Origin of the sequence: Pantoea sp. EEL5 (assembly GCF_049892805.1) — a bacterium.
Taxonomy (GTDB): domain Bacteria; phylum Pseudomonadota; class Gammaproteobacteria; order Enterobacterales; family Enterobacteriaceae; genus Pantoea; species Pantoea ananatis.
Genome location: NZ_JBNDNJ010000004.1, coordinates 196,960 through 221,747 on the forward strand (window position 1 = coordinate 196,960; position 24,788 = coordinate 221,747).

Annotated in this window: 21 protein-coding genes and 1 pseudogene; 11 read left to right on the plus strand and 11 right to left on the minus strand. The window is 56.1% G+C overall.

What is annotated here, in order from left to right; translation table 11 throughout:
* Positions 1–9 precede the first annotated feature (9 nt).
* On the plus strand, positions 10–1,083 hold the full coding sequence (locus ACPXSQ_RS16745; protein ID WP_014606882.1) for an acyltransferase family protein: 1,074 nt from the start codon (positions 10–12) through the stop codon (positions 1,081–1,083).
* 43 nt (positions 1,084–1,126) lie between these two features.
* Here ACPXSQ_RS16745 and ACPXSQ_RS16750 read toward each other — a convergent pair whose 3' ends face one another.
* From ACPXSQ_RS16750 to iucA, 6 genes are all read right to left on the minus strand, one after another.
* Positions 1,127–2,788, minus strand: coding sequence for a methyl-accepting chemotaxis protein (locus ACPXSQ_RS16750; protein ID WP_426144164.1), 1,662 nt, complete (start codon positions 2,786–2,788; stop codon positions 1,127–1,129).
* A gap of 209 nt (positions 2,789–2,997) precedes the next feature.
* Positions 2,998–5,193 (minus strand): TonB-dependent siderophore receptor, encoded by a 2,196-nt coding sequence (locus ACPXSQ_RS16755; RefSeq protein ID WP_014595119.1) that lies wholly within the window; start codon positions 5,191–5,193, stop codon positions 2,998–3,000.
* A gap of 27 nt (positions 5,194–5,220) precedes the next feature.
* The gene (gene iucD, locus ACPXSQ_RS16760; RefSeq protein WP_013024253.1) at positions 5,221–6,555 is read right to left on the minus strand and encodes an NADPH-dependent L-lysine N(6)-monooxygenase; all 1,335 of its coding nucleotides are present in this window, start codon (positions 6,553–6,555) and stop codon (positions 5,221–5,223) included.
* Between the two features lie 3 nt (positions 6,556–6,558).
* Positions 6,559–8,292, minus strand: coding sequence for an aerobactin synthase IucC (iucC, locus tag ACPXSQ_RS16765; RefSeq protein WP_426144165.1), 1,734 nt, complete (start codon positions 8,290–8,292; stop codon positions 6,559–6,561).
* On the minus strand, positions 8,292–9,239 hold the full coding sequence (iucB, locus tag ACPXSQ_RS16770) for a GNAT family N-acetyltransferase (RefSeq protein WP_014606886.1): 948 nt from the start codon (positions 9,237–9,239) through the stop codon (positions 8,292–8,294). The genes iucC and iucB overlap by 1 nt, the downstream gene beginning before the upstream one ends.
* A complete protein-coding gene (gene iucA, locus ACPXSQ_RS16775; RefSeq protein WP_029569390.1) occupies positions 9,240–10,964 on the minus strand; it encodes an aerobactin synthase IucA in 1,725 nt (574 codons plus the stop codon).
* A gap of 132 nt (positions 10,965–11,096) precedes the next feature.
* Between iucA and ACPXSQ_RS16780 the strand changes: the two genes are divergently transcribed.
* The 3 genes and pseudogenes from ACPXSQ_RS16780 to ACPXSQ_RS16790 all read left to right on the plus strand — a co-directional run bounded on the left by ACPXSQ_RS16780 (position 11,097) and on the right by ACPXSQ_RS16790 (position 13,675).
* A complete protein-coding gene (locus ACPXSQ_RS16780; protein WP_426144166.1) occupies positions 11,097–12,308 on the plus strand; it encodes an MFS transporter in 1,212 nt (403 codons plus the stop codon).
* A 15-nt stretch (positions 12,309–12,323) separates the two neighbouring features.
* Entirely contained in the window at positions 12,324–13,214 is an 891-nt protein-coding gene (locus ACPXSQ_RS16785; protein ID WP_015701219.1) for a siderophore-interacting protein, read from the plus strand.
* Between the two features lie 37 nt (positions 13,215–13,251).
* A pseudogene (locus tag ACPXSQ_RS16790) lies at positions 13,252–13,675 on the plus strand (GFA family protein).
* A 35-nt stretch (positions 13,676–13,710) separates the two neighbouring features.
* Here ACPXSQ_RS16790 and ACPXSQ_RS16795 read toward each other — a convergent pair.
* Positions 13,711–14,580 (minus strand): LysR family transcriptional regulator, encoded by an 870-nt coding sequence (locus ACPXSQ_RS16795; RefSeq protein WP_013024245.1) that lies wholly within the window; start codon positions 14,578–14,580, stop codon positions 13,711–13,713.
* 98 nt (positions 14,581–14,678) lie between these two features.
* Between ACPXSQ_RS16795 and ACPXSQ_RS16800 the strand changes: the two genes are divergently transcribed.
* Positions 14,679–15,188 (plus strand): phenolic acid decarboxylase, encoded by a 510-nt coding sequence (locus tag ACPXSQ_RS16800; protein ID WP_029569389.1) that lies wholly within the window; start codon positions 14,679–14,681, stop codon positions 15,186–15,188.
* Positions 15,189–15,393: 205 nt separating this feature from the next.
* Positions 15,394–15,714, plus strand: a complete 321-nt coding sequence (locus ACPXSQ_RS16805; RefSeq protein WP_013024243.1) for a hypothetical protein — start codon at positions 15,394–15,396, stop codon at positions 15,712–15,714.
* 10 nt (positions 15,715–15,724) lie between these two features.
* Here ACPXSQ_RS16805 and ACPXSQ_RS16810 read toward each other — a convergent pair whose 3' ends face one another.
* Positions 15,725–16,960 carry an NAD(P)/FAD-dependent oxidoreductase gene (locus tag ACPXSQ_RS16810; RefSeq protein WP_064352957.1) on the minus strand — a complete coding sequence of 412 codons (1,236 nt, stop codon included), beginning with the start codon at positions 16,958–16,960 and terminating at the stop codon, positions 15,725–15,727.
* A gap of 185 nt (positions 16,961–17,145) precedes the next feature.
* On the opposite strand from ACPXSQ_RS16810, the gene ACPXSQ_RS16815 reads away from it, so the two are divergent.
* From ACPXSQ_RS16815 to dsbG, 5 genes are read left to right on the plus strand one after another with little or no spacing between them, the layout of a single operon-like run.
* Positions 17,146–17,937 (plus strand): sulfite exporter TauE/SafE family protein, encoded by a 792-nt coding sequence (locus tag ACPXSQ_RS16815; RefSeq protein ID WP_194761898.1) that lies wholly within the window; start codon positions 17,146–17,148, stop codon positions 17,935–17,937.
* A gap of 17 nt (positions 17,938–17,954) precedes the next feature.
* Complete coding sequence (blh, locus tag ACPXSQ_RS16820; protein ID WP_300963997.1) at positions 17,955–19,238, plus strand: bifunctional sulfur transferase/dioxygenase Blh; 1,284 nt, start codon at positions 17,955–17,957, stop codon at positions 19,236–19,238.
* Positions 19,239–19,274: 36 nt separating this feature from the next.
* Positions 19,275–19,700, plus strand: coding sequence for a YeeE/YedE family protein (locus ACPXSQ_RS16825; protein WP_072137749.1), 426 nt, complete (start codon positions 19,275–19,277; stop codon positions 19,698–19,700).
* A 15-nt stretch (positions 19,701–19,715) separates the two neighbouring features.
* On the plus strand, positions 19,716–20,150 hold the full coding sequence (locus ACPXSQ_RS16830) for a DUF6691 family protein (protein WP_013024238.1): 435 nt from the start codon (positions 19,716–19,718) through the stop codon (positions 20,148–20,150).
* Positions 20,151–20,163: 13 nt separating this feature from the next.
* Entirely contained in the window at positions 20,164–20,916 is a 753-nt protein-coding gene (gene dsbG, locus ACPXSQ_RS16835) for a thiol:disulfide interchange protein DsbG (RefSeq protein WP_104933029.1), read from the plus strand.
* A 6-nt stretch (positions 20,917–20,922) separates the two neighbouring features.
* Here the strand turns inward: dsbG and ACPXSQ_RS16840 are convergent, their stop codons facing one another.
* The 3 genes from ACPXSQ_RS16840 to ACPXSQ_RS16850 are packed head-to-tail and all read right to left on the minus strand — an operon-like array spanning position 20,923 to position 24,748.
* Positions 20,923–21,939 (minus strand): substrate-binding domain-containing protein, encoded by a 1,017-nt coding sequence (locus ACPXSQ_RS16840; RefSeq protein ID WP_014606898.1) that lies wholly within the window; start codon positions 21,937–21,939, stop codon positions 20,923–20,925.
* A 29-nt stretch (positions 21,940–21,968) separates the two neighbouring features.
* Positions 21,969–23,378, minus strand: a complete 1,410-nt coding sequence (locus ACPXSQ_RS16845; protein WP_042676979.1) for a sucrose-6-phosphate hydrolase — start codon at positions 23,376–23,378, stop codon at positions 21,969–21,971.
* Positions 23,378–24,748, minus strand: a complete 1,371-nt coding sequence (locus ACPXSQ_RS16850; protein WP_029569383.1) for a sucrose-specific PTS transporter subunit IIBC — start codon at positions 24,746–24,748, stop codon at positions 23,378–23,380. The genes ACPXSQ_RS16845 and ACPXSQ_RS16850 overlap by 1 nt, the downstream gene beginning before the upstream one ends.
* Positions 24,749–24,788: the final 40 nt, after the last annotated feature.

Genomic DNA, 24,788 nt, shown 5'->3' on the forward strand with positions numbered 1-24,788 from the left:
GTAACGCTCATGAAAATCGTCTCAATCCAGTATCTGCGCGGCCTGGCTGCGCTACTTGTGGTGCTGGCGCACAACTCATCGCTGTTAGAAAGTCACTGGACCCGGCACATCCCCGGCGCGCTGGGCGTGGACGTATTCTTTATTATCAGCGGCTTCATCATGACTTTTATTACGCATCAGTTTAACGAAGCGCCGACGTCGTTCATGGTGAAACGCTTTTTCCGCATCTGGCCGGTCTTCTTTGTGGTTTGGCTGCTTTCGTTCGTGGTGGTTTATCACGACCGTTCGCTTCAGGATATGTCCTGTGCGCTCTACTTCTGCCTGCAGGATTACAGCAGCCCCGGGCCGACCTTTGGATTCAGCGCATTAGGTCCGCCGTGGACGCTTTCCTATGAGATCCTGTTCTACGCCGTATTCACCGTGGCGATGTGCATAAACTATCGCTACCGTAGCTTCCTGTGTGCACTGATTTTCCTCGCCTCCAGCGTGGGCTTTCAGCTGTATTACAACGGCAGTTTTACCTTTTCCTCTCAGGTTTCGCCTGATATGGCGGTGACGCACTGGTGGCAGGCGTGGATCAAACTTATCAGCAATACCATCTGCATGGAGTTTATCTTAGGGATGATGCTGGCTGAATTAATCGTCAGACAAAAGCTCCCTGAGCTGAATCCTCAGATGCGCAGAATACTGCAGGTGGGGCTGGTACTGGCGTTTGCGACAGCGCTGATGATTGGGCCGCAGCCGTTTGGCCTGCATGGCGGTTTCTGGCTGGCGGCGGCCATTATGAGCATCACGGTGATGCTGGGTTACCGCACGGAAAGTGGTCATAACCGCACGCTGATCTTCTTTGGCGATATCTCGTATTCGCTCTATCTCATCCACTATCCGATGATGATATTGCTGATGAACAGCCTGGCGGATAAAGCCTGGACGGACAATCTGATGATTTTCATCCTCTCCATTAGCATCAGTGTGGCGCTGGCCTCCGTGATGTTTTTCTGGATTGAAAAACCCGCCATTAAGGCAGGCAAACGCGTTGCCCGCTGGTTATCAACGCCGTTGACGCTGCACAGAAGTTCGTAACCTTTTAAAAGCAGCGGCCGCCCGGGCCACTGCTTCGCCACGATCAGAAGCTCTTCCAGTTATCTTCCTGCGCACCTGCACCTGCCGCCGCAAGCTGTGGACGCTTCAGCACGGGCGCGGCCGTCACGGCGGCTAAAGGCGGCTTAGCGGCGACAACCTGAGCTGAACGGATGGTAAAGGCGGCCACCAGCTGTTGCAGCGTGGTGGACTGCTCCGTTAACGAACGCGCAGCGGCAGAAGCCTGCTCCACCAGTGCGGCGTTTTGTTGGGTTACGCTGTCCATCTGATTGACCGCTTCATGTACCTGACCAATGCCCTGCGACTGTTCGCTTGCCGCCACCGCAATCTCATCGACCAGATCGTTTACCTGACGCACGGCATCGTTCATCCGGCCCATATTTTGTCCGACTTCTTCAGCCTGAGCGGCACCGGTTTCAACGTAGCGCATGGAGGACTCGATCAGTGCTTTGATCTCACGGGCAGAAGAAGAAGAGCGCTGTGCCAGATTACGCACCTCTCCGGCGACCACGGCAAAACCGCGTCCCTGCTCACCGGCACGGGCGGCTTCAACGGCCGCATTCAGCGCCAGGATATTGGTCTGGAAGGCAACGCCTTCAATCAATGCAATAATGTCGTTGATTTTCGCTGAACTGCTTTTGATATCGGACATGGTGCTCAGCATGGTTTTGACTTTGCCCGAGCTGTCTTCCGAGATTTCACGCGCATTTTTGGACAGCTGGCTGGCGAGGCGGGTATTTTCAGCCGTCTGACGCACGGTTTCGCTCAGTTCAGACATACTGGCCGCCGTTTCCTCCAGCGACGCTGCCTGCTCTTCGGTACGCGCCGAGAGATCGTCGTTGCCGGCTGAAATCTCGGATGAGGCAGAGCCGACAGAGTGGGATGCCTGTTCAACGGACGACAACGACTGCGCCACATTGCTGACCAGATGATTATAAGCGCTGGCCGTTAAGCCAATTTCGTCGCGACGCGACTCATCTGCGCGCAGCGTCAGATCGAGGCGTTCGCTGGCGCTTTCCATGGTGGCACGAATCGCGTTGAGCTGACGACGGATGCTGAAGATGGTTTTCACCGAAAACGCGCCAAGCAGCAGGATAATTAGCAGCGAACCGCCGGACATGCCCCACAAGGTTTGTTGATAAACCTGATTGTTTTGCTGGCTGTAGGTTTTGCCAATGTCCACATTCAGCTGCAGCTGTCGCTTTAACCCCGCTATCAGATCGCGAACAGACTGACCCACACCACTGTCTCCCTGGATCGCGCCCAACGCGATAGCATCATTTTGTGCCCGTGACCCGGCAAAAAAGGTCGGCAGCCTGGCTTCCGCTTCTTTTATCTCCGCAAAGGCTTTTTCGCTCAGGGCCTTGTCTTCAGCACTGGAAAGGTCGTGATCAAAGTAATACTGGTTTTGCTTTTTCAGATCCGCAATCACGCCAGCGATAGCTTTCTCAAACTGGGCCTGCTTGCGTTGATCGGTCGCACTTTGATGGCGATAAAGCAGCAGTGTCAGGGCATTGCTGCTATCGACAAGCTTATTAAGATCGGTAATAGAAGGAATTGTATTTCTCTGCACGTAATCGAAGCGTGATTGAAATCCTGTTACCACCGTGATCGCCACCATAGCCAGAACAGCCAGTGAGGCGGCAAGGAGGGAGAAGGTCAGGAAAAGTCGCTGTGTAATGGTCATTTTTTGTTCCGCCTGGTCGTTAAAACGAAAATGCTTTGTGCATTAAATGTACGTACATAAAGACTATCGGCATGTACCTGACAAAACTGAGCGTATTCGTTTAGGTATTGTTTACATTATGTAACGGCACAGCGTGTTTAGCGGCGACAGGAGGAAAAAGTGAGATTGAGTTAGGCTTGCCCGGCGTCACACCGGGCAAGAATGAAGACTTAAAACAGTACCGAATAGTTCAGCCCAAAGGTGCGACCCCGGCCTTTGTACTGATACAGCGACGGCGAGCCATAGGTCGGGCTGTAGAACAGCGGCGCACGCTGTCCCCACACCGTGGTGTAGTCGCGATCCAGCAGGTTCTCGACGCTAAAGCTCAGCTTGCCCACCGGCAACTGGTAGCTGCCGATAAAATCAACGGTGGTATAACCGTCAATTTTGTTGCCGCCGTTATCGGTCAGGTCAAACGACTGCGTGCTTTGCAGGCGCAGGCTCCAGGGATCCGGCGACCAGCCAACATAGGCGGTGGCTTTCGATGGACTGGCATAAATGACATCCCACTTCTTCCAGCCGCCATCTTTTTTGGTTTCAGACTTGACCAGGTTGAAGTTGACGCCGGTGCTCCAGTTGGTATCGGGGATAAAGTAATCCACCGCACCTTCCACGCCATAAATACGGCGCTTGTCATCGTCCACGTTAATGGTCATATCGCTGCGGTTGACCGAGATCGATTTGTCTGACAGCGAATAGTAGGCTGCTAACTGCGTGCGCAGGTCATTACCGGTGTAACGCCAGCCCAGCTCGTAAGAATCGACTTTGATGCCCTGAAGCTTCGACTGATCGACATTAACGCTGTTCAACAACTGGTAGTTGCCGTTTTGCAGACGATAGGTGCCGTTGCCGTAATACTTGCCCGGATCCGGCAGTTCAACGCCTTGCGAGAAGTTGAACCATGCCTGCTGCCGCTCGGTGATATGCATCAGGATACCGGCGTTGTACAGGACGTTGTCGTAATCCGTTGAGCCGCCTGGAATCGCATCGGCCGAACGCGCCGTGCCATTAGCAATCGCCTGCTGCTGGGCATAGCCGACAAAGTCGTCCACCTTGTTTTCGGTGTACTGATAACGTACGCCGCCACTCAAGGTGAAGGTATCGTTGATGTCGTAGCTGGACTGCAGGAAAGCTGCCAGGTTAGTAATGTCATAACCCGGATAGCGTCCGGTGGTGTAAATGCTCTGGTTGTTCAGGCCACCCGAGGCGGCCGACTGTGCCAGATCAAAGAACATCTGATTGGAACTAAAACGTTCATGATCGGCATCAACACCGTAGGTCAGCTGCAGGTTGTCGAGCGGTTTACTGGTGATTGCCAGCTTGCCGCCGTACTGGTCAGTATCCTGTTTAGAGGAAGAGAGGCTTGTCACCCGCCCGCCGGACACCGTTGGGAAGGGATAAAACGCCAGAGATTCATCACGATAGTAGACCTGACCCACCAGCTCCTGACCCAGGAAATCGGTATTAGAGTACTGCAGACTGACCAGGTGGCGCTCGGTGCCGGGAATACGGTCTGAGTTCAGTCCTTTACTGGTGTAGGCGTTACCGTTACCGGTTACCGCCGAAAAGTTTCGGCCAAGATAGAGGCCATAATCGTCATCGCCCTGGCTCTTGTAGTATTGCGTCACCAGCTGCAACTGCTGGTGATCGTCAATCTCAAGCGTGCCGGTGCCCATCACATCCAGACGATCGGAGTATTGCAGGCCCGTCTGGGTGTTATCGAGCAGAACAGAATCGCCGTTGCCGTCATACCAGCCGCCAAACTTCTGGTAGGCCACCGACAACCGTCCGGACGCGCGATCGTTCCCCCCAGAAATCGCGCCCGCCACGCGCTCATCGTGATCTTTACTGTTGTTAAACCCGGTTTTGGTGCCGGTTTCAAACTCAAACTGGGTGCCCGGCTGGCCTTTTTTGGTGACGATATTGATCAGGCCACCGGTGCTGCCCCCGCCGTACAGCGAGGTTGAACCGGAGATCACCTCGATGTGATCGATGTTAAAGGGATCGATCGAATCCAGCTGGCGGCTGTCTGTGCGCGAAGAATTCAGGCGAACGCCGTCCACCAGCACCACAATCGCGCGGCCGCGCATGTTCATGCCGTAGTTGGTTCGGCCCTGGCTACTGACGTCCAGGCCCGGCACCAGCTGCGCCAGCGCATCTTTAAACTCTTTGCCGCCCTGGACTTGTTGCTCCAGTTCGGCCCCCTCAATCACCCAGGTGGTTTGAGCCATTTCTGCCACCGTACGGTGCGTACGGCTGGCCGAAACCACCATGTCATTTTCACTGGTTTGCTGTGCGACCGCGGGCGCCATCATGGCTAACAACAGCGGATTAAGCAGCCAGATATTCTTGTTTTTAGTCTTCATTATCGTTCCTGCGTGCGAGGTTAAGGCTTACCCCAAGGACTCGGTATAGTTTTTAGTGGACGCAGCGCCATGCTGCGGTTTTTCCCGGCTGACGCTGCGCCACTGGATCAGGGCGGGCGGCGTGCTGAGATCGAACAAATCGCGCCCCAGTGCGCGATTCAGAATACGGGCGGATCGCCATGCCATCAGGCTGAGCTGAGGCTCCGCGATACCGTGGGTTTGCATACTGGCGTTCACCGCAAAGATGTTATTTTCTTTTGGCCCGTTCCACTCAAGCGTGAAGTCCTCACGCACGCTGAACGTGCACTCATCTTTCATGGTCAGGCGGCTCATCAGGGGGGAGAGCAGTTCTGGCAGCGCAGGCCGGTAGCCGGTGGCGAAAATCACCACATCGCATTCGATAAGGTCGTAGCCCTGGTCAAGCTGATGCTGCAACTGAAGCTGCCAGCCCTGGTGATGACTGTTGAGTTCAATGACCGAGCGGCTCGGCAGCAGGTGCGCATTGCGCGGCTGACGCTGCACTTCAAAGCGATGATACAGCTCGCGATAAATCGTCAGCAGGGAATCTGCCGTGATGCCGTCCGAGGTCATCTTCTGTTCAGCCAGCATTTTCTGTCGGGCAGCCTCGTTCAGACCGACAAAGCTGGAAACGTATTCTGGCGTGAAGTACTCGTTGGCAAAAGCGGCCTCATCCAGGGCGTTAAAATTGTTGCGGCGCGACACCCAACTGACCTCAGCCGGTTCGCCCCATTCACCCCGGAAGGCGTTGAGGAACAGATCGGCACCACTCTGACCGCCGCCAATCACCGCCACACGCTTGCCGCGCAGGTCGGGTTTACGCAGGCTCATTTCGCTGGCGTGGAAACAGGTGGCGCTGATGCGGTTTACGCAGGGCGGCAGGTAGGGCTGCTTGCCAATGCCCAGACAGATGTTGCGGGCATAGCTTTCCCCACCGTTGCTGTGAATCACAAAGCGTTTATTGGCCTCATCAAAATCGATGCGTTCCACCGTGTGATTAAAGCGCAGGTTGTTCATGCCCTCGGCAGCCCAACGCAGATAGTCGGAAAACTCATCGCGCGAGACGGTACGTAACTCGGTGGTCATAAAGCGGTAAAACTTTTTACGCTTCACCAGATAGTTCACAAAGCTGAACGGGCTGGTGGGCGCGACCGCGGAGACCAGATCTTTTAAAAACGAGGTCTGCATATGGCAGTCAGGCACCAGCATACCGGGATGCCAGGCAAAATCCGGCCGGCTGTCTAAAAACTGGCTGGTAAAGCCTTCAGCTTCGTGTGCCAGCGCCGCGATACTCAGGTTAAACGGGCCAATGCCAACGCCAATAAAATCAACAGTGTTTGTCATGATTCAGTCCTTGGTAACCAGCCACAGCGGGTTTTGCAGATTTTCCAGGTAATTGGGCAACATACGGCTTCCGCCGTCCTGATCGGGCCAGGTGAGTTTTACCGGGTTCAGCACGACACGAATGATTTGTGGCTTGAAGAGTGAGAAAAGCGCAAAACGCGCCGACAGTTGCGGATGGTCCTGCATATAGTCGCTCAACACTGCGGCAAGCAGTTGGTAAAAACGTCGTTCCGGAACGCCAAGGCGCGCCATTAACGGCGAAATAAAACGCAGGACCGTGACAAAATGGCCAGTCTGCAAATCATGAATCAAATAGTCAGCACTCAGGCGTGCCGTCACATCGCGGACGTCCTGAGGCAGAGAGTCCATCTCCGGAAAATCGTCCTTTACCAGACGCATATCGCCCTGAAAATCTTTCAGCAATACGCGCTGGGGTACGCCGTCTTTCATCGCCAGCGTAATATTTTGCCCGTGTGCGATCAGCGCCACGCCATAACGGCACAGCAGGTGATACAGCGGCACCACGGCCACGCGGAACATCTGACTTAACCAGGCCTCGGCGCTCAGGCCCGAGCGGGCAATGTAGGCGCCGATAAGCGGCTGGTTGTTTTCATCGCACTCCATCAGCGTGGCCATCAGAATTGGCGTTTCGTCCGCGTGCAGCCAGCGCGACGGATTTTCACGCCAGATCACGCCCAGCATTTCCTGGTAGCGATAGGGTGCTTCGGGCAACGCGCCGTAGCCGCGATGGGAAACATAACCGGCGGCCGGCTCGCCCAGGATCACCGCCCCGCTCTGCTGCAGCGTCGTGTCGGTGGCAAAGACGTTTTGTAGCCAGCGGGAGGCCAGCGGGCCCGCCGCGATATATTTGCCCGGAATACCGCGATAGCAGGAGGTGTTGTAAATGGTAAGCGGCAGTTTGATATCCAGCCCGCCCTGACGGCTGGCGTTGGTCAAGGTGCGTAGTGACTGTTGCGCCAGCCAGCGATCGCCAAATTCACCCAGCGACAGCATATTGCCCGTGGCCAGATCCGCGACAAAATCGAGCGCGATTTTTTGCTGCCACTGCCAGGGATGCATCGGCAAAGGCAGCCAGCTGTCGTCCAGCCCCTGCGCCTGCCAGGCCTCGGTGAAACGCGTATATTCGGCGCTGTCCATCGCGGCCTGCAACAACTGCTGGATGTCCAGTTCGCTGTCGCAGCGCCAGACCATATGATCACGCTTTACCGCCAGCCAGTGCAGGCGGAAGGTATTCATATATTCGGGTGCGTAGCGCGCCAGCGCCTCTTGTCCCCATCCGCGACGGCCTTTATTAAAGGCAAACTTGGGATGGCCGCTGAGCAGGCACTGCAGGCGGTCGGCATCCATATCAATCAGCGCATCGGCACTCATGCCCTGACGTGCCTGCATAAGCTGAAGATCGCCGCGCAGCGTGGCATAGAGATCCTGCATATGTTCCGCCACCGTGGCATCACTCATCGACAGCACCGGCTGTAGCTGGCACAGCAGCGTCTGGGCCAGTACCGGCTCATCCGCACAGCGCAGGCTTTGTGCATCTATCCATAACCAGCCCCAGATGCCCCGCTCGGCGGTGAACTGCCATTCGGAACCCGGCAGACTGATGCAGTAACGGTTATCGCCCTGCGGCTGGGCCTGAAAGACCTGCTCGTACTCCAGCTCGGCCAGCATTTTTGCCACCAGCTGACGGTTAACGGTTTCCCATGCGTGCGAATTCATCACAGGCCCACCTCGCTGAAGAAACGGGCGCGCTGGGTCATCACCAGGCGAGAGCGCTTGTGCGGAAAGTCGAACTCTTTCACGGTGGTATAGCCCGCGGGTTCAAGGTGACGAAACAGGCGCTGATTATCCGCCCGCGGTTCCAGCACCAGGCGCTGGGTTTGCGGATTATCCAGCAGCAGATAGTGGCTGATGCCGCGCAGCCAGCTCTGCACAAAGTGCGGCCCGCGCCACTGCGGCTCACCCACCAGCAGATGCAAACCGCGATCGTACGGCTGCCAGCTGTAGTGCCGCCCGATACGATCTTCCGCCGCCCAGTAAATTTCAAAGTAGCTGAAGGGCTCGTCATCAAAACAGCCAATCAGCGGAAAGGCATAGCTGCTGCCGAGCTGGCGTTCAAGATAGGCGGTCTGAGTGGCCAGCGATCCGCTCTGCTCCCAGAAGTAATCCACGCGCGGATCGTTCATCCAGCGGGTAAACGCTTCGGCATCCCGGGCAGGATCGGCCACGCGGAAGCTCAGCGTTCGCCGTACGCGCGGATCGTAACGGCGATACACTTCGCCATCAGGTCGCGCTGGGCGCTGGGGAAAATAGATCTCACGTTCGGCATCAAATACCATCTCGCCGGAGGCCTGCTGACGAGGCGCAGACAACCACAGCGGCAGTTGCCAGAACGTCTCGCGGTGGACGATATCGCTTTTCAGGGCCGCAAACAGCGCCAGCGCCTGAGGCTCTTCACGCCACTCTGCGAAGGGCAGCACCACGGCAGAAAGCTGCGGGGCAGCGATAAACATCTGATCCAGCGCGTCACGCAGCCAGCCTTCGGGCAGTGGACCGGCAAAATGCAGCACCGCACTGTTGTCCTGTCCCCAACCCAGATTCAGGGTTTTTCCTGACTTTTCGCAACGCAGGCCGTGGCCGCTGTGAACAATCGTTGCCTGAGACATTTAGCGCTCCTGAGACAGCAGTGGGTTGATGAAGTCGAAGTAGATCACCGACGGATCGACGATGGTGTTTTCATTGTGATCGTGCAGGTAACAGAAGAAGTTGCCCTTGACGTTCCAGTGCGGGCTTTCCAGCACGTAATCCAGGCAGCCCTTGTGCGTGACCTCGTTACGTAGCGCAGTTAACGCATCGCGTACCCGCGCCATCAAATGGGTTTCACTGTCCATGCCCGCCGCGCCCAGTGCCGCCGTGACGGCAAAGGTAGAATTCACTAACAGGTAATAGGGGAAGTAGCGCAGCAGCTGCTCGCGACTAAAGACGTTTTCCGCCTGCGCTTCGCCAATCATGTCCAGCCAGCCTGCGGCGTGAGGCATAAAGGCGCTGCCCTGGCAGTCGCGATAAATCAGGCCAACCGGCAGGTCCTGCTCCATTTCCACCAGGATATTTTGCTGATGGGCTAACAGCACCAGGCCGTAATCGGCTTCGGCGGTGAACAGGGGCTTCAGCACCTGCTGACAGTAAGCGTCGACCCAGGCATGCGCAGCCTGTTTTTCGCTGATGTGCAGGCGCTGGCTCAGGCGCTTTACTGCGGCAGACAGCAGTGAGTCGCCGCCGTCCGGCGCGGACTGCGTCAGGGAAACCAGCACGTTGGTCTGGCTCTGCGGCCTGTCGACAATCAGGTTTTCACGCAGTGCGAACAGGCTCTCTTCCATAATCGTGCCCTGCGCATCGCGCAGTCCGGCCCAGCCATCTTCCTGCATCACGCGAAACGCCGGGAAGCGTGCCTGCATGTCCTGCCAGCGGTCGGTCTGCGCCAGACGCGCCAACCGCATGCCGCGTTTGACCTCTTTGACCGACAGGGTGCGGACGGAGTTTGTCAGCCGCACGCTCAGGGAAAACTTGATCATGTCGCGGCTGGTCGCGCAGTACAGCGAACGCGATGAGGTGGTGGGCAGCCAGGGCGCACCGGCTTCACCCAGGTCAGTAACCAGGCCTTTTTCCACCAGTTGCTGACACCAGGTCTGCTGGAGCAGATAGTCCGCCTGCCAGGGATGGAGCGGGAACAGCCACTGCCGATCGGTTAGCGCATGCAGTAACTGCGGCGCGTTTTCTGCCGCAAAGCGCGTCAGGCGCTGCTGCAACGTCAGCTGCAGGCTGTCACCCGCCAACTGGTCTTTATCCACCGCAAACCAGCGTAACGGAAAATGTGGCGCAAAATCAGGCAGGTAACGTTCGGCCTGCTGCTGCGTAAAAGGTTCATGTGATTTGGGTGCCGGATGGAAGGCGTGCCCGACCAGCAGGGCCTGCTCTGCTTCGGCAAAGTTCAGGGCTTTCTCACGCAGGCCTCGCCAGTCGTGGCGGGCAGCCGTTGCCTCAGCGGTATGCACATGGCTTTCCATCACGCGCTGGTAAAACGCCTCACAGCCGGGAGCGGGCAGCTGTTGCTGATGTTGCAGTTTATCGACAATCAGTCTGGCAACGGTGGCGAACGTCACCGTCTCGCTGCCACGGTGAGTGACCAGCCGGGCCGGGAAGGCAAAACGGTGATGCTGGGTAGGAGAAAAGTAAGCCACCTTAAAGTGTAGGGCCTTTTCTTCCGCCAACGGAATCACTAACTCGGCGGGTTCACCCTGGCTGAGTCGCCAGTCCTTGGTTTCACGGATCAGGGAATTCAGGAAGCACTGTGCGGCCACATCCCAGGATCCATTGTGCGTCGATTGAATCATTATCAAACAATTTCCAGGCGTTATGATAATGCGAATTCTGCCGATAACAGTTCTCATTATCAACGACAATTGTTAGAATTGGCGGAATAAATTTTACAAATACATACAACAAAGATACGGGTTAGCAACATTGTGACATCTCTTGAACTGACCGCTACGCCACAAAAAGCCTTACCTAACTGGCCTTTAGCATTAAGCGCCGGACTGCTGGGCGTCGGACAGAATGGTTTGCTGGTGGCTATCCCGATGCTGGTTGCGCAGACCAGTTTAAGTCTTTCGGTCTGGGCGGGATTGTTAACGCTCGGCTCTATGCTGTTTTTGCCCTCATCGCCGTGGTGGGGAAAACAGATTGCGCGTCTCGGCAGCAAACCGGTCGTGCTTTGGTCACTGGCCGGTTATGGCGCAAGTTTTTTGCTACTCGCTATGGGCTGCGCACTTCTTTCCACGCGGGCGGTCAGTGCTCCGATTGGATTAGGTATATTAATTATTGCCAGGGTGATTTATGGCCTGATGGTGTCGGCGATGGTTCCGGCGTGCCAGGTCTGGGCGCTAAACCGTGCCGGTGAAGGTAAGCGCATGACGGCGCTGGCGACCATCAGCTCCGGTCTGAGCTGCGGCAGGCTGTTTGGCCCGCTGTGCGCTGCCGGAATGTTAGTTATTCATCCGATGGCACCGCTGGTGTTACTGGTCGTTGCGCCCTTGCTGGCGCTGGCTATGTTGTTGCCGTTGCGCGGAACCGAGCCACAGCCTGCGGTGGCGCGCAGGAATGCCCGCCTGTGCATCGATTGTCTGCCCTATCTGCTGTGCGCTCTGCTGCTGGCGGCCACGGTGAGCCTGATGCAGTTGGGCTTATCCCCGGCACTGGCCAGACAGTTTACCGGTGATACCGCCGCAATCAGCCATCAGGTTGCCTGGCTGCTGAGCGTGGCGGCCATCGCCTCACTGGGCGCCCAGTTTATGGTACTGCGACCCCAGTTACTGACGCCGCTTGCGCTGTTGCTGAGCGCAGGGCTGTTGATGTCTCTGGGTCTGGCGATGATGCTGAGCACACCGCTCTGGCTGTTTTACACCGGCTGTGCCCTGCTTTCGTTTGGTGCTGCACTGGGTACGCCGGCTTATCAGCTGCTGCTAAATGACAGGCTGGCAGACGGTGCCGGTGCCGGCTGGATAGCCACCAGCCATACCTTAGGCTACGGATTGTGCGCGCTGCTGGTTCCCCTGGTGTCGCAGTCACAGGGCGCAACGGCGCTGATCGCTGCCGCATTCAGCGCTGCCCTGCTGTTCGTGGCGATGTCAGGTGTGATCTGGCGTGCACGTCGCCGCTCAACCTTATCGGCTCATTAATCAAAAGGAACGACGATGGCTGAAGCCCATAGCTACCGCCTGTTTGACGTAAAACTGGCACGCAAGCGTCATCTTTCTCCCTCAATGCTGAGCCTGGTGTTCAACGGGCCTGACGTGGCGCAGATGAAGTCTGACGCGCCCGATCAGCGGATCAAAATTTTGCTGCCGGCGGAAGATGGCAGCATGCCTGCGCTTCCCAATGATGGCGAGTGGTACCAGACCATTCTGTCGCTGCCAAAAGAGAAGCGTCCGCTGTTGCGCACCTATACGCTGCGTCATCTCGATCCTGAGCGCCAGGAGTTGACGATTGAGTTTGTCAGCCACGGTACGGAAGGCCCGGCATCGGCCTGGGCAATCAATGCTGAACCGGGTGACGGCCTGGTGATCGTTGCGCCCAATGCGGCCTGTGAATCTGACAGCGGCGGATATGAATGGACGCCACCGGATGCGCTGCGTAATGCGTTACTGATTGCCGATGAAACCGCATTACCCGCGGCGAAAGGCATTCTGGAAAGACTGTCCCGACAGGAAAATCCGCCTCGGGTTCAGGCCTTTTTTGAAGTCCCGGATGCGGAAGATTGCGTCGATCTGCACGCCTATACCTTTGCCGACATCGTCTGGTTGCCGCGAAAACCTGCATTTGCTTCACACGGGGAATGCCTGGTTGAGGCAATAAAATCCCGGGTTAACGTTCCCGATGGCGGCCGCCAGCAGGACGTGCAGGAAGAGGCAGAAGGCGAATTGCTGTGGGACCGTGCTCAGGGCCGCAACACGGAATTTTACGGTTGGGTAGCGGCCGAATCGACCGTGGTGAAGCTATTACGCCGCCACCTGATAGGGGAGCGCGGCGTCGATCGCGACGCGATTAACTTTATGGCTTACTGGGCCAAAAAGCGGGCACACTAAACATCGCCTTAGGGTTGGCGCATTCAGGGAAACAAGGATGATTTCTGGACGTTGTTTATGCGGAATGGTCGTTTTTAAGCTGGCTCAACAACCCAGCCATTTTTACCGCTGTCACTGTTCGCTTTGCCGCCGTCAGACCGGTACCGGCCATAACCTGGCCACGCTGGTTCATGCCGATCAGTTTAGCTGGCTGGCCGGTGAAGCCGATATCAGCAGTTGGCGTCGCCCGCAGGGATGACTTTTGCAGGCACTGTGGCTCGACGGTGCCGAACCTGTTGCGCGGCCGCCCCCTGATCTGGCTACCGATTGGGCTGTTAGATGAAGACCTCGCGTTGCAGTGTGCAGGCGATTTCTGCCTTGAGGATGCAATGTCCTGGGACGTTCACAAGGTAAAAAACGGATATCCGCACGCGCCAGATTCGCTGGATGCCCTGCTCCTTGCGTTGAACGGTGACAAATAGCCCCTGAAGACGCGTTCCTCATCGCGATCCCTCTGTCACGAACGGGTGGCGTTTTTCAGCAGATCGAGCAGGGTAACAATTTGTGGATCCAGCGTCAGGATATCTTTCTTAATCAGTAAGTGCAGCGGGGTGGCACGACGAACGCCGTGCTGTAAGGGCAATATTTTTAGTGTTCCCTGCGCCAGTTCATGTTCGATGCGCTCGAAGGGGATCCAGCCATAACCCACCTGGTGCACCACCGCCTCTACCGCCGCCTCAATAGTCGAAAACGACCAGTAATCGCCATTGCTGCTCTCATCCTGCACGGTGAAATGTTCCCGGTCGGCAATGCGAATCAGCGGATACTGTGCCAACCGTTCTTCATCCAGGATGCCGCCATGCTGATGCAAGGGATGGTCGCAGTGCGCCACGGCGACGAAATCCACATTCATCAACCACTCTCCCCGCCCGGCCATATCCTGGCGCTGGGTCACCACCATCACGTCGGCCTCGGCGTAATCGGTGTTGGTTTCCAGCACCTCGGTCAGGTTGATCTGAGTATGAGGATGGCATTGCTGAAACGCCTTAAGGACGGAAAACAGTTGTCGACGCGGAAAGATGCTGTCAACCACCAGATCCAGCTTTGTTCTGACGCCGCTGCGTATTGATCCCGCAAACGCCTCCAGTGAATGAAAAGCTTTCAGTAGCGGGCGCACCTGCGCCAGCAGCAACTCGCCTGCGGGCGTCAGCACCGCCTTGCGTCCCTCTGCATGTAACAGCGTAATCCCTATGCGCTGCTGCAACATAGCAAGGTTATAGCTGACAGATGACTGACTGCGGTTGGTCAGACTCGCCGCTCTGGCAAAACTGCCCTCTCGCACCACCTTGTCCAACAGGCTCCACTGCTCCAGTGTGGTTTTATGCATAACCCATCCAATTTTTGAATCAATTTCATCATAAATTAGCGTTTTTAATTCACAAAGTGAATGGGTAAGCTGGTTTCAACCACAGAGGAGAACAAATAATGAGCAAATTCGATAAACACAATCTTGACGGTTTCATCGGTAAACATCTGGTTTATACCTATGACAATGGCTGGAATTACGAGCTGTATATTAAAAACAAAGACACCGTCGATTACCGTATTCATAGCGGCATGGTGGGCAACCGCTGGGTGAAAGACCAGCATGTCTATATTGTCTGCGTCGGTGAAGACATCTATAAAGTGTCCTGGACTGAACCGACCGGCACCAGTGTCAGCCTGATTGCCAACCTGGGCGACAAGCTGTTTCATGGCACCATCTTCTTCCCGCGCTGGGTCATGAATAATCCTGAACGCACCGTCTGCTTCCAGAACGATCATCTGGACGAAATGGCGCAGTACCGCGATGCCGGCCCGACTTATCCAATAGAAGTCATTGATGAGTTCGCGACTATCACCTTTGTCCACGATGCGGGAAAAAATAACGATGACGTGATAGCCTGCGCGGCAAGTGAATTACCTGCCAATTTCCCTGAAAATCTGAAAAAATAATTAGCTATTAAAGGGGGAACTCCCCTTTTTTTAAAAAAAGACGCACACAGCAATTTCGAATTTATCAGAGCCGCTATTTTTCTTTTTTTAGAAACCATCGTCGACGACATATTTTCTTTCACTCATCACATTTATCCGATCCTCACGCTGTTTTATTCTGAGCCATTCGTTTTTCGCCCGTCGCGATAACAACCTGAGGCCCAGAATGAAAATCATTTTGCATGTACCTGATAAAAATCGCATTGCTCACGCCCTGGCTAATGCTGGCAATCTGCTTAAAGAAGAGGATTTTGACGGGGATATCGCCATCGTTTTTAATGGCGACGCGGCAGGTGATGTGACTGGCAGGACGATTTCAGATGCCCTTAAGAATGCGCCGAGCGTGACGCTGTTACTCTGCAATAACGCCCTCCGGGCACAAAATATTGACGTCAGCATGCTGCCATCACACTTTCGCGTCGTGCCCGCCGCCATAACCTACATTATTGAACAGCAGTCGCGGGGCGCTTTATACGTTCGCCCCTGAACGGCCTTCACTACAGGGGTTTACTTTTGGCCAACCACTCAATACCGCGCAGCATACCAGCCCAATAAAAGCGCGGTAAAAACCAGGCCTTTAGCCACCATGCTGCGCGGCTGGGACGGGCTGAATGGAGCGGAAAGGTCGGCAGCAGGCGGTTGCCATAACCAAACTCAGCCAGCACGACTTTGCCTTTCTCCACGGTGAGCGGACACGAACCGTAGCCATCGTAACGCGTTTGCGGGATCGCCCCGTTAACGACCTGCCTCAGGTTTTCGGCCACGACCACGATCTGTTTACGCGCCGCTGCGGCCGTCTTGGCGTTCGGCGTTGAGCTGCAATCGCCCAAAGCAAAAATATCGGGCCAGCGGCTGTGCTGCAGCGTTTCTTTATCGACATCACACCAGCCAGCAGCATCCGCCAGACCGCTTTCGGCAATAAAGTCTGGCGCAGCCTGAGGCGGGACAACATGGAGCATATCGAACGGCAGCGTGACGTCACGCGTGCTGCCGTCGGGATCGGTGAGAGTAAACGTCGCCTGCTTATTGATTCCATCAACGGCAGTAAGCGTATGTCCAAAATTGACCTGCGCCTGGTATTTCTCCAGATAGGCCTCCAGCGGCGGAACAAATTCGGGCACGCCAAAAACGACCTGACCTGCCAGGCAGAACTGAATGTTGATCTGTGCCAGACGGTCCCGTCGCAGCCAGTAATCGGCGGAGAGATAGAGCGCCTTCTGCGGCGCACCCGCGCACTTTATCGGCATCCCAGGCTGGGTAAAAATGGCTTTTCCCTGCTTCAGGTTTTGCACCAGTTCCCATGTATAGCGCGCCAAATCGTATCGGTAGTTTGACGTTACGCCGTTGCGGCCCAGGGTTTCACTCAGGCCCCTGATTTTATCCCAACGCAGCATCAGACCGCTGGCGATAATAAGATAGTCGTAACCTATTTTTTGGGCTGTCGCTGTTTCAATATATTTCAGATCAGGTGAAACATGCGTCACGGCATCGTGAATCCAGTTCACGCCCGACGGAATAACGTCACTCATGCGTTTTCGGGTTTTTTCAGCGGAAAATAATCCGGCACCCACCAGTGTCCAGGCAGGTTGATAATCATGTTCTTCCTTTGGCTCAATTAGCGTTATTTTGATGTTTTTAATGCGTTTCTTAATACTTGCGATGACGCCAATTCCAGCTGAGCCACCACCAATAACAACAAGATGCGGGTGATGGGGATTATTTTTATCATTCATGCAGGCCTCCCTTTCATTTAACCGTAGTGGATAGCAGCACAGATATAAAGCAAATCAATAGACTTTAAAGTTATAAAAAAAACCTCTTATAATATTTAGCTATATGATATAGCAAAAAGAAATAATGAGTTGACAGTCATTTTTACGACCTCTTTAATAGCGTAAAAATAACGCCAGGAATGAAAATGATCATTCAGGAATTCACCCATTTTTCAGCCCTCACGGTGAGCCTGTTAATTGTAACAGGCATCGCCGTAGGCTTTTTTCTGGCGCTGACCGGCGGCGGCGGATCGGTCATGTGCGTGCCGCTGCTGCTGTATCTGGTGAAGGTGCCCGACACGCATCGGGTCATCGGCACCAGCGCCATTGCGGTGGCGGTCAGCGCCCTGATCAATCTGTTTGCCCATAGTCATAAAGGCAATGTCAGATGGGCAACGGGTGCGAGGATTTCTCTTGTGGCGGTCTGCGGCGCACTGCTAGGAGCCGAACTGGGAAAAATCGTCAGTGGACAATACCTGCTACTGCCGTTTTCCCTTTTGATGTTCACCGTGGCGCTGATGATGCTGAGAAAACAGTCTCCTTTGCCCGGAGCCTCCGCGCCAGACAGGCACTTTGCCCCCGCTATCGTCTGGGGAAGTGTACTGCTGCTGGGCATACTGGCCGGATTTATGGGCATCGGAGGGGGATTTTTAGTGGTGCCCGCGCTTGTCTGGTTGTTCCGCTTTCCCATGGTGGAGGCGATAGCAACCTCGCTGATGGTGGTGTTCGCCATGGGGATCTCGACCAGCGCAAGCTATGCCCTGGCGGGCAAAGTCTCTGTAGTGATGACAATCTACCTCATTGCTGGCGGCCTGCTGGGCGGCTTAGTCGGTGTCGCTGTGGCCAGCCGGCTGAAACACAATGCGCGCGCGATCAATGCCGTCTTTTCAGCCATGTTGATCGTGATGGCCAGCTACATGTTGCTTAAAAATCTCTGAATAAACGGGAACAGGTTATGAATATCCGCCATTTTAATGCGCAAGTCGCGTTTTCCGATGCACCACTTGCAGAGGATTTCAGCCAGTTGCACCAGTTGGGCTTTGAGGTTGTGGTTAATAATCGGCCTGATGAGGAAGAAGGCCCCTTTCTGCCTCATCAGCAGGAAAAGGCGCTGGCTGAGCAACTGGGCATGGACTACGTCTATATGCCCTTCACCTTTGACACACTGAGCTGGGAAGACGTTGAGGCTTTTCATCGTCGGGTTAAACGCGGTGCAAAAATCTTTGCACACTGTCGGAGTGGTGCGCGATCGCTTAGCCTGTTTTTACTGCATGAGTTACGCGAAGGCCGGATAGACGAGGCCGAATTTCGGGCTACCTGCCAACAGTTTGGTGCCGATGCCGATAAGCCCCTGGCCTGGTATGCAAACAGGCTGCGCCATCCGCCTCAGGCAGAGGTGTACCATTTCTATGAACCGGAGAGCGGAAGCCTGCAATATGTGATTGCTGACGGACAAACCCGGCGCTGCGCCATCATCGATCCGGTGCTGGACTTTGATCGCCGCTCGGGAGCGGTATTCTGTCAGCAGGCCCAACGCATACTGGATTTTATTCAGCAAAAAAACTGGCAGGTTGCGTGGGTTCTGGATACCCATCCTCATGCCGACCACTTCTCTGCCGCCGCCTGGCTGGCCGGGAAAACCGGTGCGCCTACCGGCATCGGTGAAAAGGTCACTGAGGTACAAAGGCTGTGGCAAACTCTCTATAACCTGCCCGGCCTGACGCCAGCTGAGAAAATCTGGGACACCTTATTCAGGGACGGCGAGGTGTTTTACATCGGCAATCTGCGGGGTGCAGTCATTTTATCTCCCGGCCACACGCTGGCGTCGGTGACCTATCACATCGCCGACTGTGCTTTTATCCACGACACGTTTTTTATGCCCGACAGCGGCACGGCGCGGGCTGATTTCCCCGGCGGCAGCGCTGCCGTATTATGGGACAGCCTGCAACGCATTCTGCAGTTACCTGACGACACACGTTTATTTACCGGTCATGATTATCGCCCTGACGGGCGCGACGTGCAGTTTGAAAGCACGGTACGTGAGCAGCGGGAAAACAATCCGTGGGTGGTTGATCAACATCAACAGGATTTTATTGCCCGGCGGCAGCAGCGTGATGCCACGCTCCCGCTGCCAGAACTCATGCTAATGGCCCTGCAGGTGAATATTCACGGCGGGCGGTTACCTGAACCCGAGAGCGATGGCGAGCGCTATCTGAAAATCCCGCTAAACCGCTTTTAACGCATGACGTAAGCACTGCACTGGGAAGGGTGGAGAATGCATATTGACCTGATTCATTTTACGCCACTGCAAAGCCTGGTGGGTGGGCTGCTGATTGGCGCGGCGGCGGGCATGCTGGTGCTGTTTTGTGGCCGCATAGCCGGTATCAGCGGCATTCTGGGCGGTCTGCTTAAACGCCGCTCATCAGACAAGCCCTGGCGGCTGGCCTTTATTGCGGGTCTGGTCCTGTCGCCGCTGGTGTTCCAGCTGTTCAGCGCCCTGCCCGCCATTGAAACTGAAGCGTCATGGGGACGTCTGGTACTCGCCGGCGTGCTGGTGGGATTGGGTGTTCGCCTGGGCTCGGGCTGCACCAGCGGTCACGGCGTATGTGGATTATCGCGGCTGTCACTGCGCTCACTGGTGGCGACGCTGGTCTTTATGTTAACCGCCATGCTGACCGTTGGCGTGATGGGCCACGGGTGAATATCAGGAGGAACAATGGCCGTTTTATTTTCTCTGCTTAGTGGGCTGTTATTTGGTACGGGCTTAATCGTCAGCGGCATGGCGAACCCGGCCAAGGTTCTGGGTTTTCTGAACATTACCCGCGCCTGGGATCCCTCTCTGGCGCTGGTGATGGGCGGCGCGATTACCGTCGGGCTGGTGGCCTTCTGGCTGGCCTCCCGACGTGAGCGTCCGGTCTTTGGCGAAACCTTTCATCTGCCCGGCCAGCGCGCGCTGGATAAAAAACTGATCGCAGGGGCTATGCTGTTCGGGATTGGCTGGGGGCTGGCAGGCATCTGCCCCGGTCCGGCGCTGGTGCTGCTCGGCGGCGGAGTGCTTAAGGGCGCAGTGTTCCTGATCGCCATGCTGGCAGGCATGCTGCTCTTTGAGTGGCTCGACAGCCGCACCGCCTCACTTTCATCACGACGTTAAGAGACAGGGATTAATGAAAACGTTCAGGATACTGGTTTCCGCACTGCTGTTGAGCAGCACGACCCAGGCGGCTACGCTGCCCGCCCCCGTCCAGCAAATTGAAAAGCAGGGCGTGGAAATCATCAAATCTTTTAAGGCACCCGGCGGGGTTCAGGGCTGGCTGGGTCAATATCAGGGAACCGGCGTTACCATTTACCTGACGCCGGATGGTCAGCATGCGATTTCGGGCTATATGTATGACGCGCAGGGCAATAACCTCAGCGAAAAAATCATAAATGATGAAATTTATTTGCCCGCCGGACGTGCCATGTGGAAGCAACTGCAGGCCATGCCGGGCATCAAGGAGGGAAGCGCTGAAGCCGGCTGTCAGGTCGTGGTCTTTGCCGATCCGTTCTGCCCCTACTGCCGGACCTTCTGGCAGCAGGGGCAGCCGCTGGTACAAAATAACTCGCTCAGCATCAAAACCCAGCTTGTCGGCATTCTTAAGCCCGAGAGCGGACGCTACGCGTCTGCCATTCTCGCGGCGGCCGATCCTGCTAAAGCCTGGCAGGATTTCGAACGCTCGCAGGGTAAAAATAAGCCGGCCTTCCCGGACAGCACGCCGCGCGCGCTGTTTGATCAGATTCAGCATAACCAGGCGCAGATGCAGGCGTTAGGGGCCAACGGCACGCCCGCTATCTACTACCTGAATCATGAACAAAAGCTGCAACAGATTGTTGGCCTGCCTGATAAACAGCAGATGGCCGATCTGGCCGCCTGTCGGTAAGCGGCGTTAACGCGCCAGAGATGAACGGTAGCGCAGCCTGGCGGGCAAGATAATCTGTTTGTCCGCAGGTTCCTGCCCCTGGATCATTTGGCTAATCACGGAAAAGCACTCCTGCGCCAGGCGCGGTACGTTCTGTTCTACGGTATCGATATGCAGTGACAGCGAATCATACAGGTAGTGATCGTCGAAGCTGGCTATGTGAATATCACTCTCCAGCAGATGGTGCTGGCTCATATAGCGCAGCACCCCTTCCAGCAAACCGCAGGCGGCGGTAAACAGCGCCTTAGGTGGCCTGCCAAGACGGGCACACAGGGCCGCAAACATTTCATAGCCGCTGCTGGGATGGTAGTTGCCCTGAATAATCCATTCCGGCCGGGGACTTACCCCCGCCCGCTCCAGCCCCTGCATAAAGCCGGCCAGACGATCTTTGGTCGGCGACAGTCGTGGCTGCCCGCCCAGGAAATAGACCTCATCGGGATGAGCACGCGCCAGGCGCTCTACCAGCTCGGCGGTCGGCGTAATCGAATCGGTGATCACCAGCGGCAAACTGCTGTTATTCACGTGGCGGTCAAACAGCACGACCGGCAGCTGTTCACTCAGCTTCAGATAGTCGCTGTCGCTCTGCTGACTTGAGGCGACGATCAGGCCATCAACCTGACGCGAGACGAGGTTGTTAACCACCAGCGTTTCCTGGCTGGCATTTTCATCGGTACAGGAGATCAGCAGCTGTAGCCCGGCTTCACGGCAAAGGTTCTCTAGCGCGTGAGAGAAAACGGCGAAACCGTAGTTGGTGATCTCCGGCACCACCAGCCCTAACGTATGGCTGCGGTTTTCGCGCAGCAGACGGGCATGGATACTGGGCAGATAGTGGTGCTGTTGCGCAAGAGACATCACGCGTTCGCGCGTCTCTTCTGCCACGCGCAGCTCTTTACCGCGCCCGTTGAGCACCAGGCTGGCCGTGGCTTTTGACACCCCGGCCAGCGCAGCGATATCACTGATGGTCACGCGCTTTGTTTTTTTCACGTCGGTGCTTCGTTTAAGGAAACAAGGGCTTATTCTACCATGCAGGATCGTAACGACCAGTAGCAGGCAGTGACTTCTGCGCTGCCGCTCAGGCGTAAACGGGCAGGATGCTGCGGGAAGTAGCGGCTACTCATCACGCCTTCGCCGTCATTGATAAAAATCTCGACGCTGGAGTGATCGCACAGAATATGCAGTTTGCGCGCGCTGCCGCACCAGTGACGATAAAGCCATTCGCCGTTTTCCAGACTGCGGCGTGCCAGACAAAGCGTCTCCTGATGCCAGCTCAGCCGGAGCGTATCGGCAAAGTCCAGCGTGATATCGCCGCCGGACGTCAGCACCAGCTCAAGACGTCGGGCCGCCATCTCCGGTGCGCCATCCGCAGGCCCGCGATAGCGTTGCTCGTCCAGCCGCAGCGCCTGCAGCTCGGCCACCGGCTGCTGATAAAGCCGCCCGTCCCGCTCGGTCAGCTCACGTATACAGGTCATCTGATGAATCCAGCCAAACGCCACGGTGGGCTGGCGCATTTCTTCGCCGTCCGGCACGCCCATCCAGCCCACCAGCAGCCTGCGCCCGTCCTGGGTTAACGTGGTTTGCGGGGCATAAAACTCAAAGCCGGCATCCAGTTCATTAAAGGCACCGTGCGAGTAATGCGCGTTCTCATAGTCGAGCGTACCGCTGAGCCATGCGCAGGGATGGGTATTCAGATAGCGCTTCTCTTCCCGGGGAATGCCCTGCGGGCAGCAGATCAGAAACGTCGAGGCTCCCAGGGTGAACATGTCAGGGCATTCCCACATATAGCCCGCCGCGCCTAATCCGCCCAGGCCACTTCCCGCTATTTCGCCCAGGTTCTCCCAGTGGTGCAGATCGCTGGCGCGCAGTAACAGGACTTTGCCCTGTAACTGCGCGTCCTGCGCGCCCAGCACCATGTACCAGTACCCGCCATGCCGCCAGACTTTGGGGTCACGGACATGACCGGTGTAGCCTTCAGGCAGCGGGATAACCGGCCCCAGCTTGTCGAATCCGCCCTCACCGTTCTGCACGGCCAGGCACTGCCAGGCGGTACGTGAGCCGTCCTCAAATTTAACATTCCCCGTGTAACACAGGGTTAGCTCGCCATTGTTGTCCACCGCACTGCCGGAATAGCATCCGCTGCGGTCATACTCTTCATCGGGCAACAGCGCGACCGGCTCGTGTTCCCAGTGCAGTAAATCCGCTGAACGCCAGTGGCCCCAGCATTTGTGCTTGTGCTCGCAGGCCAGGGCATTCCACTGATAGAACAGGTGGTACTGTCCGTTGAAGTGGATAAAGCCATTGGGATCGTTAAGCAGCCCGGTAACCGGCGCCAGATGCCAGCCCGGATAGTGGCTGTCCTCCCGCGCCCTGGGCTGGCCTTTCATTACCGCCTTAAGCATGGCGGGGAGCAGGTTTTTCAGGGCCATTATTCAGAATCCGTTTTGTACTTGAGCATGAAAGCGATGACAAAGGCGACACTAAAGGCGATCACCATACCAATAATATAATTCAGCAGCGAACTGGCCTGAACAATGGCCATGCCGGGTAAGCCAGTCAGCCCCACTGCGGTCATATAGACCTTAACGGAAACCACCCAGGCACCGCCGATGGCACCACCGATCAGTCCGGCAATAAACGGCTTCATAAAGCGCAGGTTGATACCAAAGATGGCGGCTTCGGTAATGCCCAGCAGGGCCGAAAAGGCTGAAGGTAAGGTAATGGCTTTGATTTTAGGATCCTTGGTTTTAAACCACACCGCCAGACAGGCACCGCCCTGCGCCACGTTGGCCATCGCCCAAATCGGCAACAGGAAATTGACGCCGATTGAAGGATTACCCAGCAAGCCCGCTTCAATGGCGTGGAAACTGTGATGCACGCCAGTAATCACGATAACGGAGTACAACCCGCCAAACAGTAATCCGGCCAGCCAGCCTGCATGAGCAATCAACGTGCTGAGCACGAAGGAGATGCCGTCCCCCAAGGCACGCCCCGCCGGACCAATAATCAGCAGCGCCACAAAGCCAGAAATAATCACGGTCAGGAACGGCGTCAGAATCAGGTCGAGCGCGTCAGGGATGATGCGCCGTAACTGTTTTTCCAGCAGGCTCATAAACCACACGGCCAGCAACACCGGAAACACCGTGCCCTGGTAGCCGATCATCGCGACTTCTATCCCAAAGAAGTTCATGGTGTGGAACCCGGACGCCACGCCCCAGGCATTGGTCAGCGCCGGATGGGTCAGGATGCCACCCAGCGTAGCCCCTAAAAACGGGTTACCGCCAAACTCACGTGCTGCCGTAAAGCCGATCAGGATCGGCAGAATAATAAACGCCGCCGAACTGCACATATCCAGCATGATATACAGGGCATTTTCCGGGTTCACCCAGCCATAAGTTTTGACCATGCCCAGCAGGCCCATGAGCAGGCCGGACGCGACAATGGCCGGAATAATCGGCACGAAAATATTCGAGAGCAAACGGGCGATGCGCTGGAAAGGATTGAGCTTGCGGGCCGCGATATCGGCGGCTTCAGATTTACTCGATTCACTGATCCCGGCTTCGGCGACAAAGGCGGCGTAGACTTTGTTGACCACCCCGGTGCCAAAAATCACCTGCAGCTGTCCGGCATTACGGAAACAGCCTTTTACCCCGTCGATTTTACCGATCGCGCTGGTATCCGCTTTGGCGTCATCGACCAGCACCAACCGGAGCCGGGTCGCGCAGTGCGCCGCGCTGGCAATATTCTCTTTGCCCCCCAGCAACGGCAGTAATGCACGGGAGATTTGTACGAAATCCATAAAAAACCTCTGTTTTATCGTGTGATAGTGTCGGCCCGGC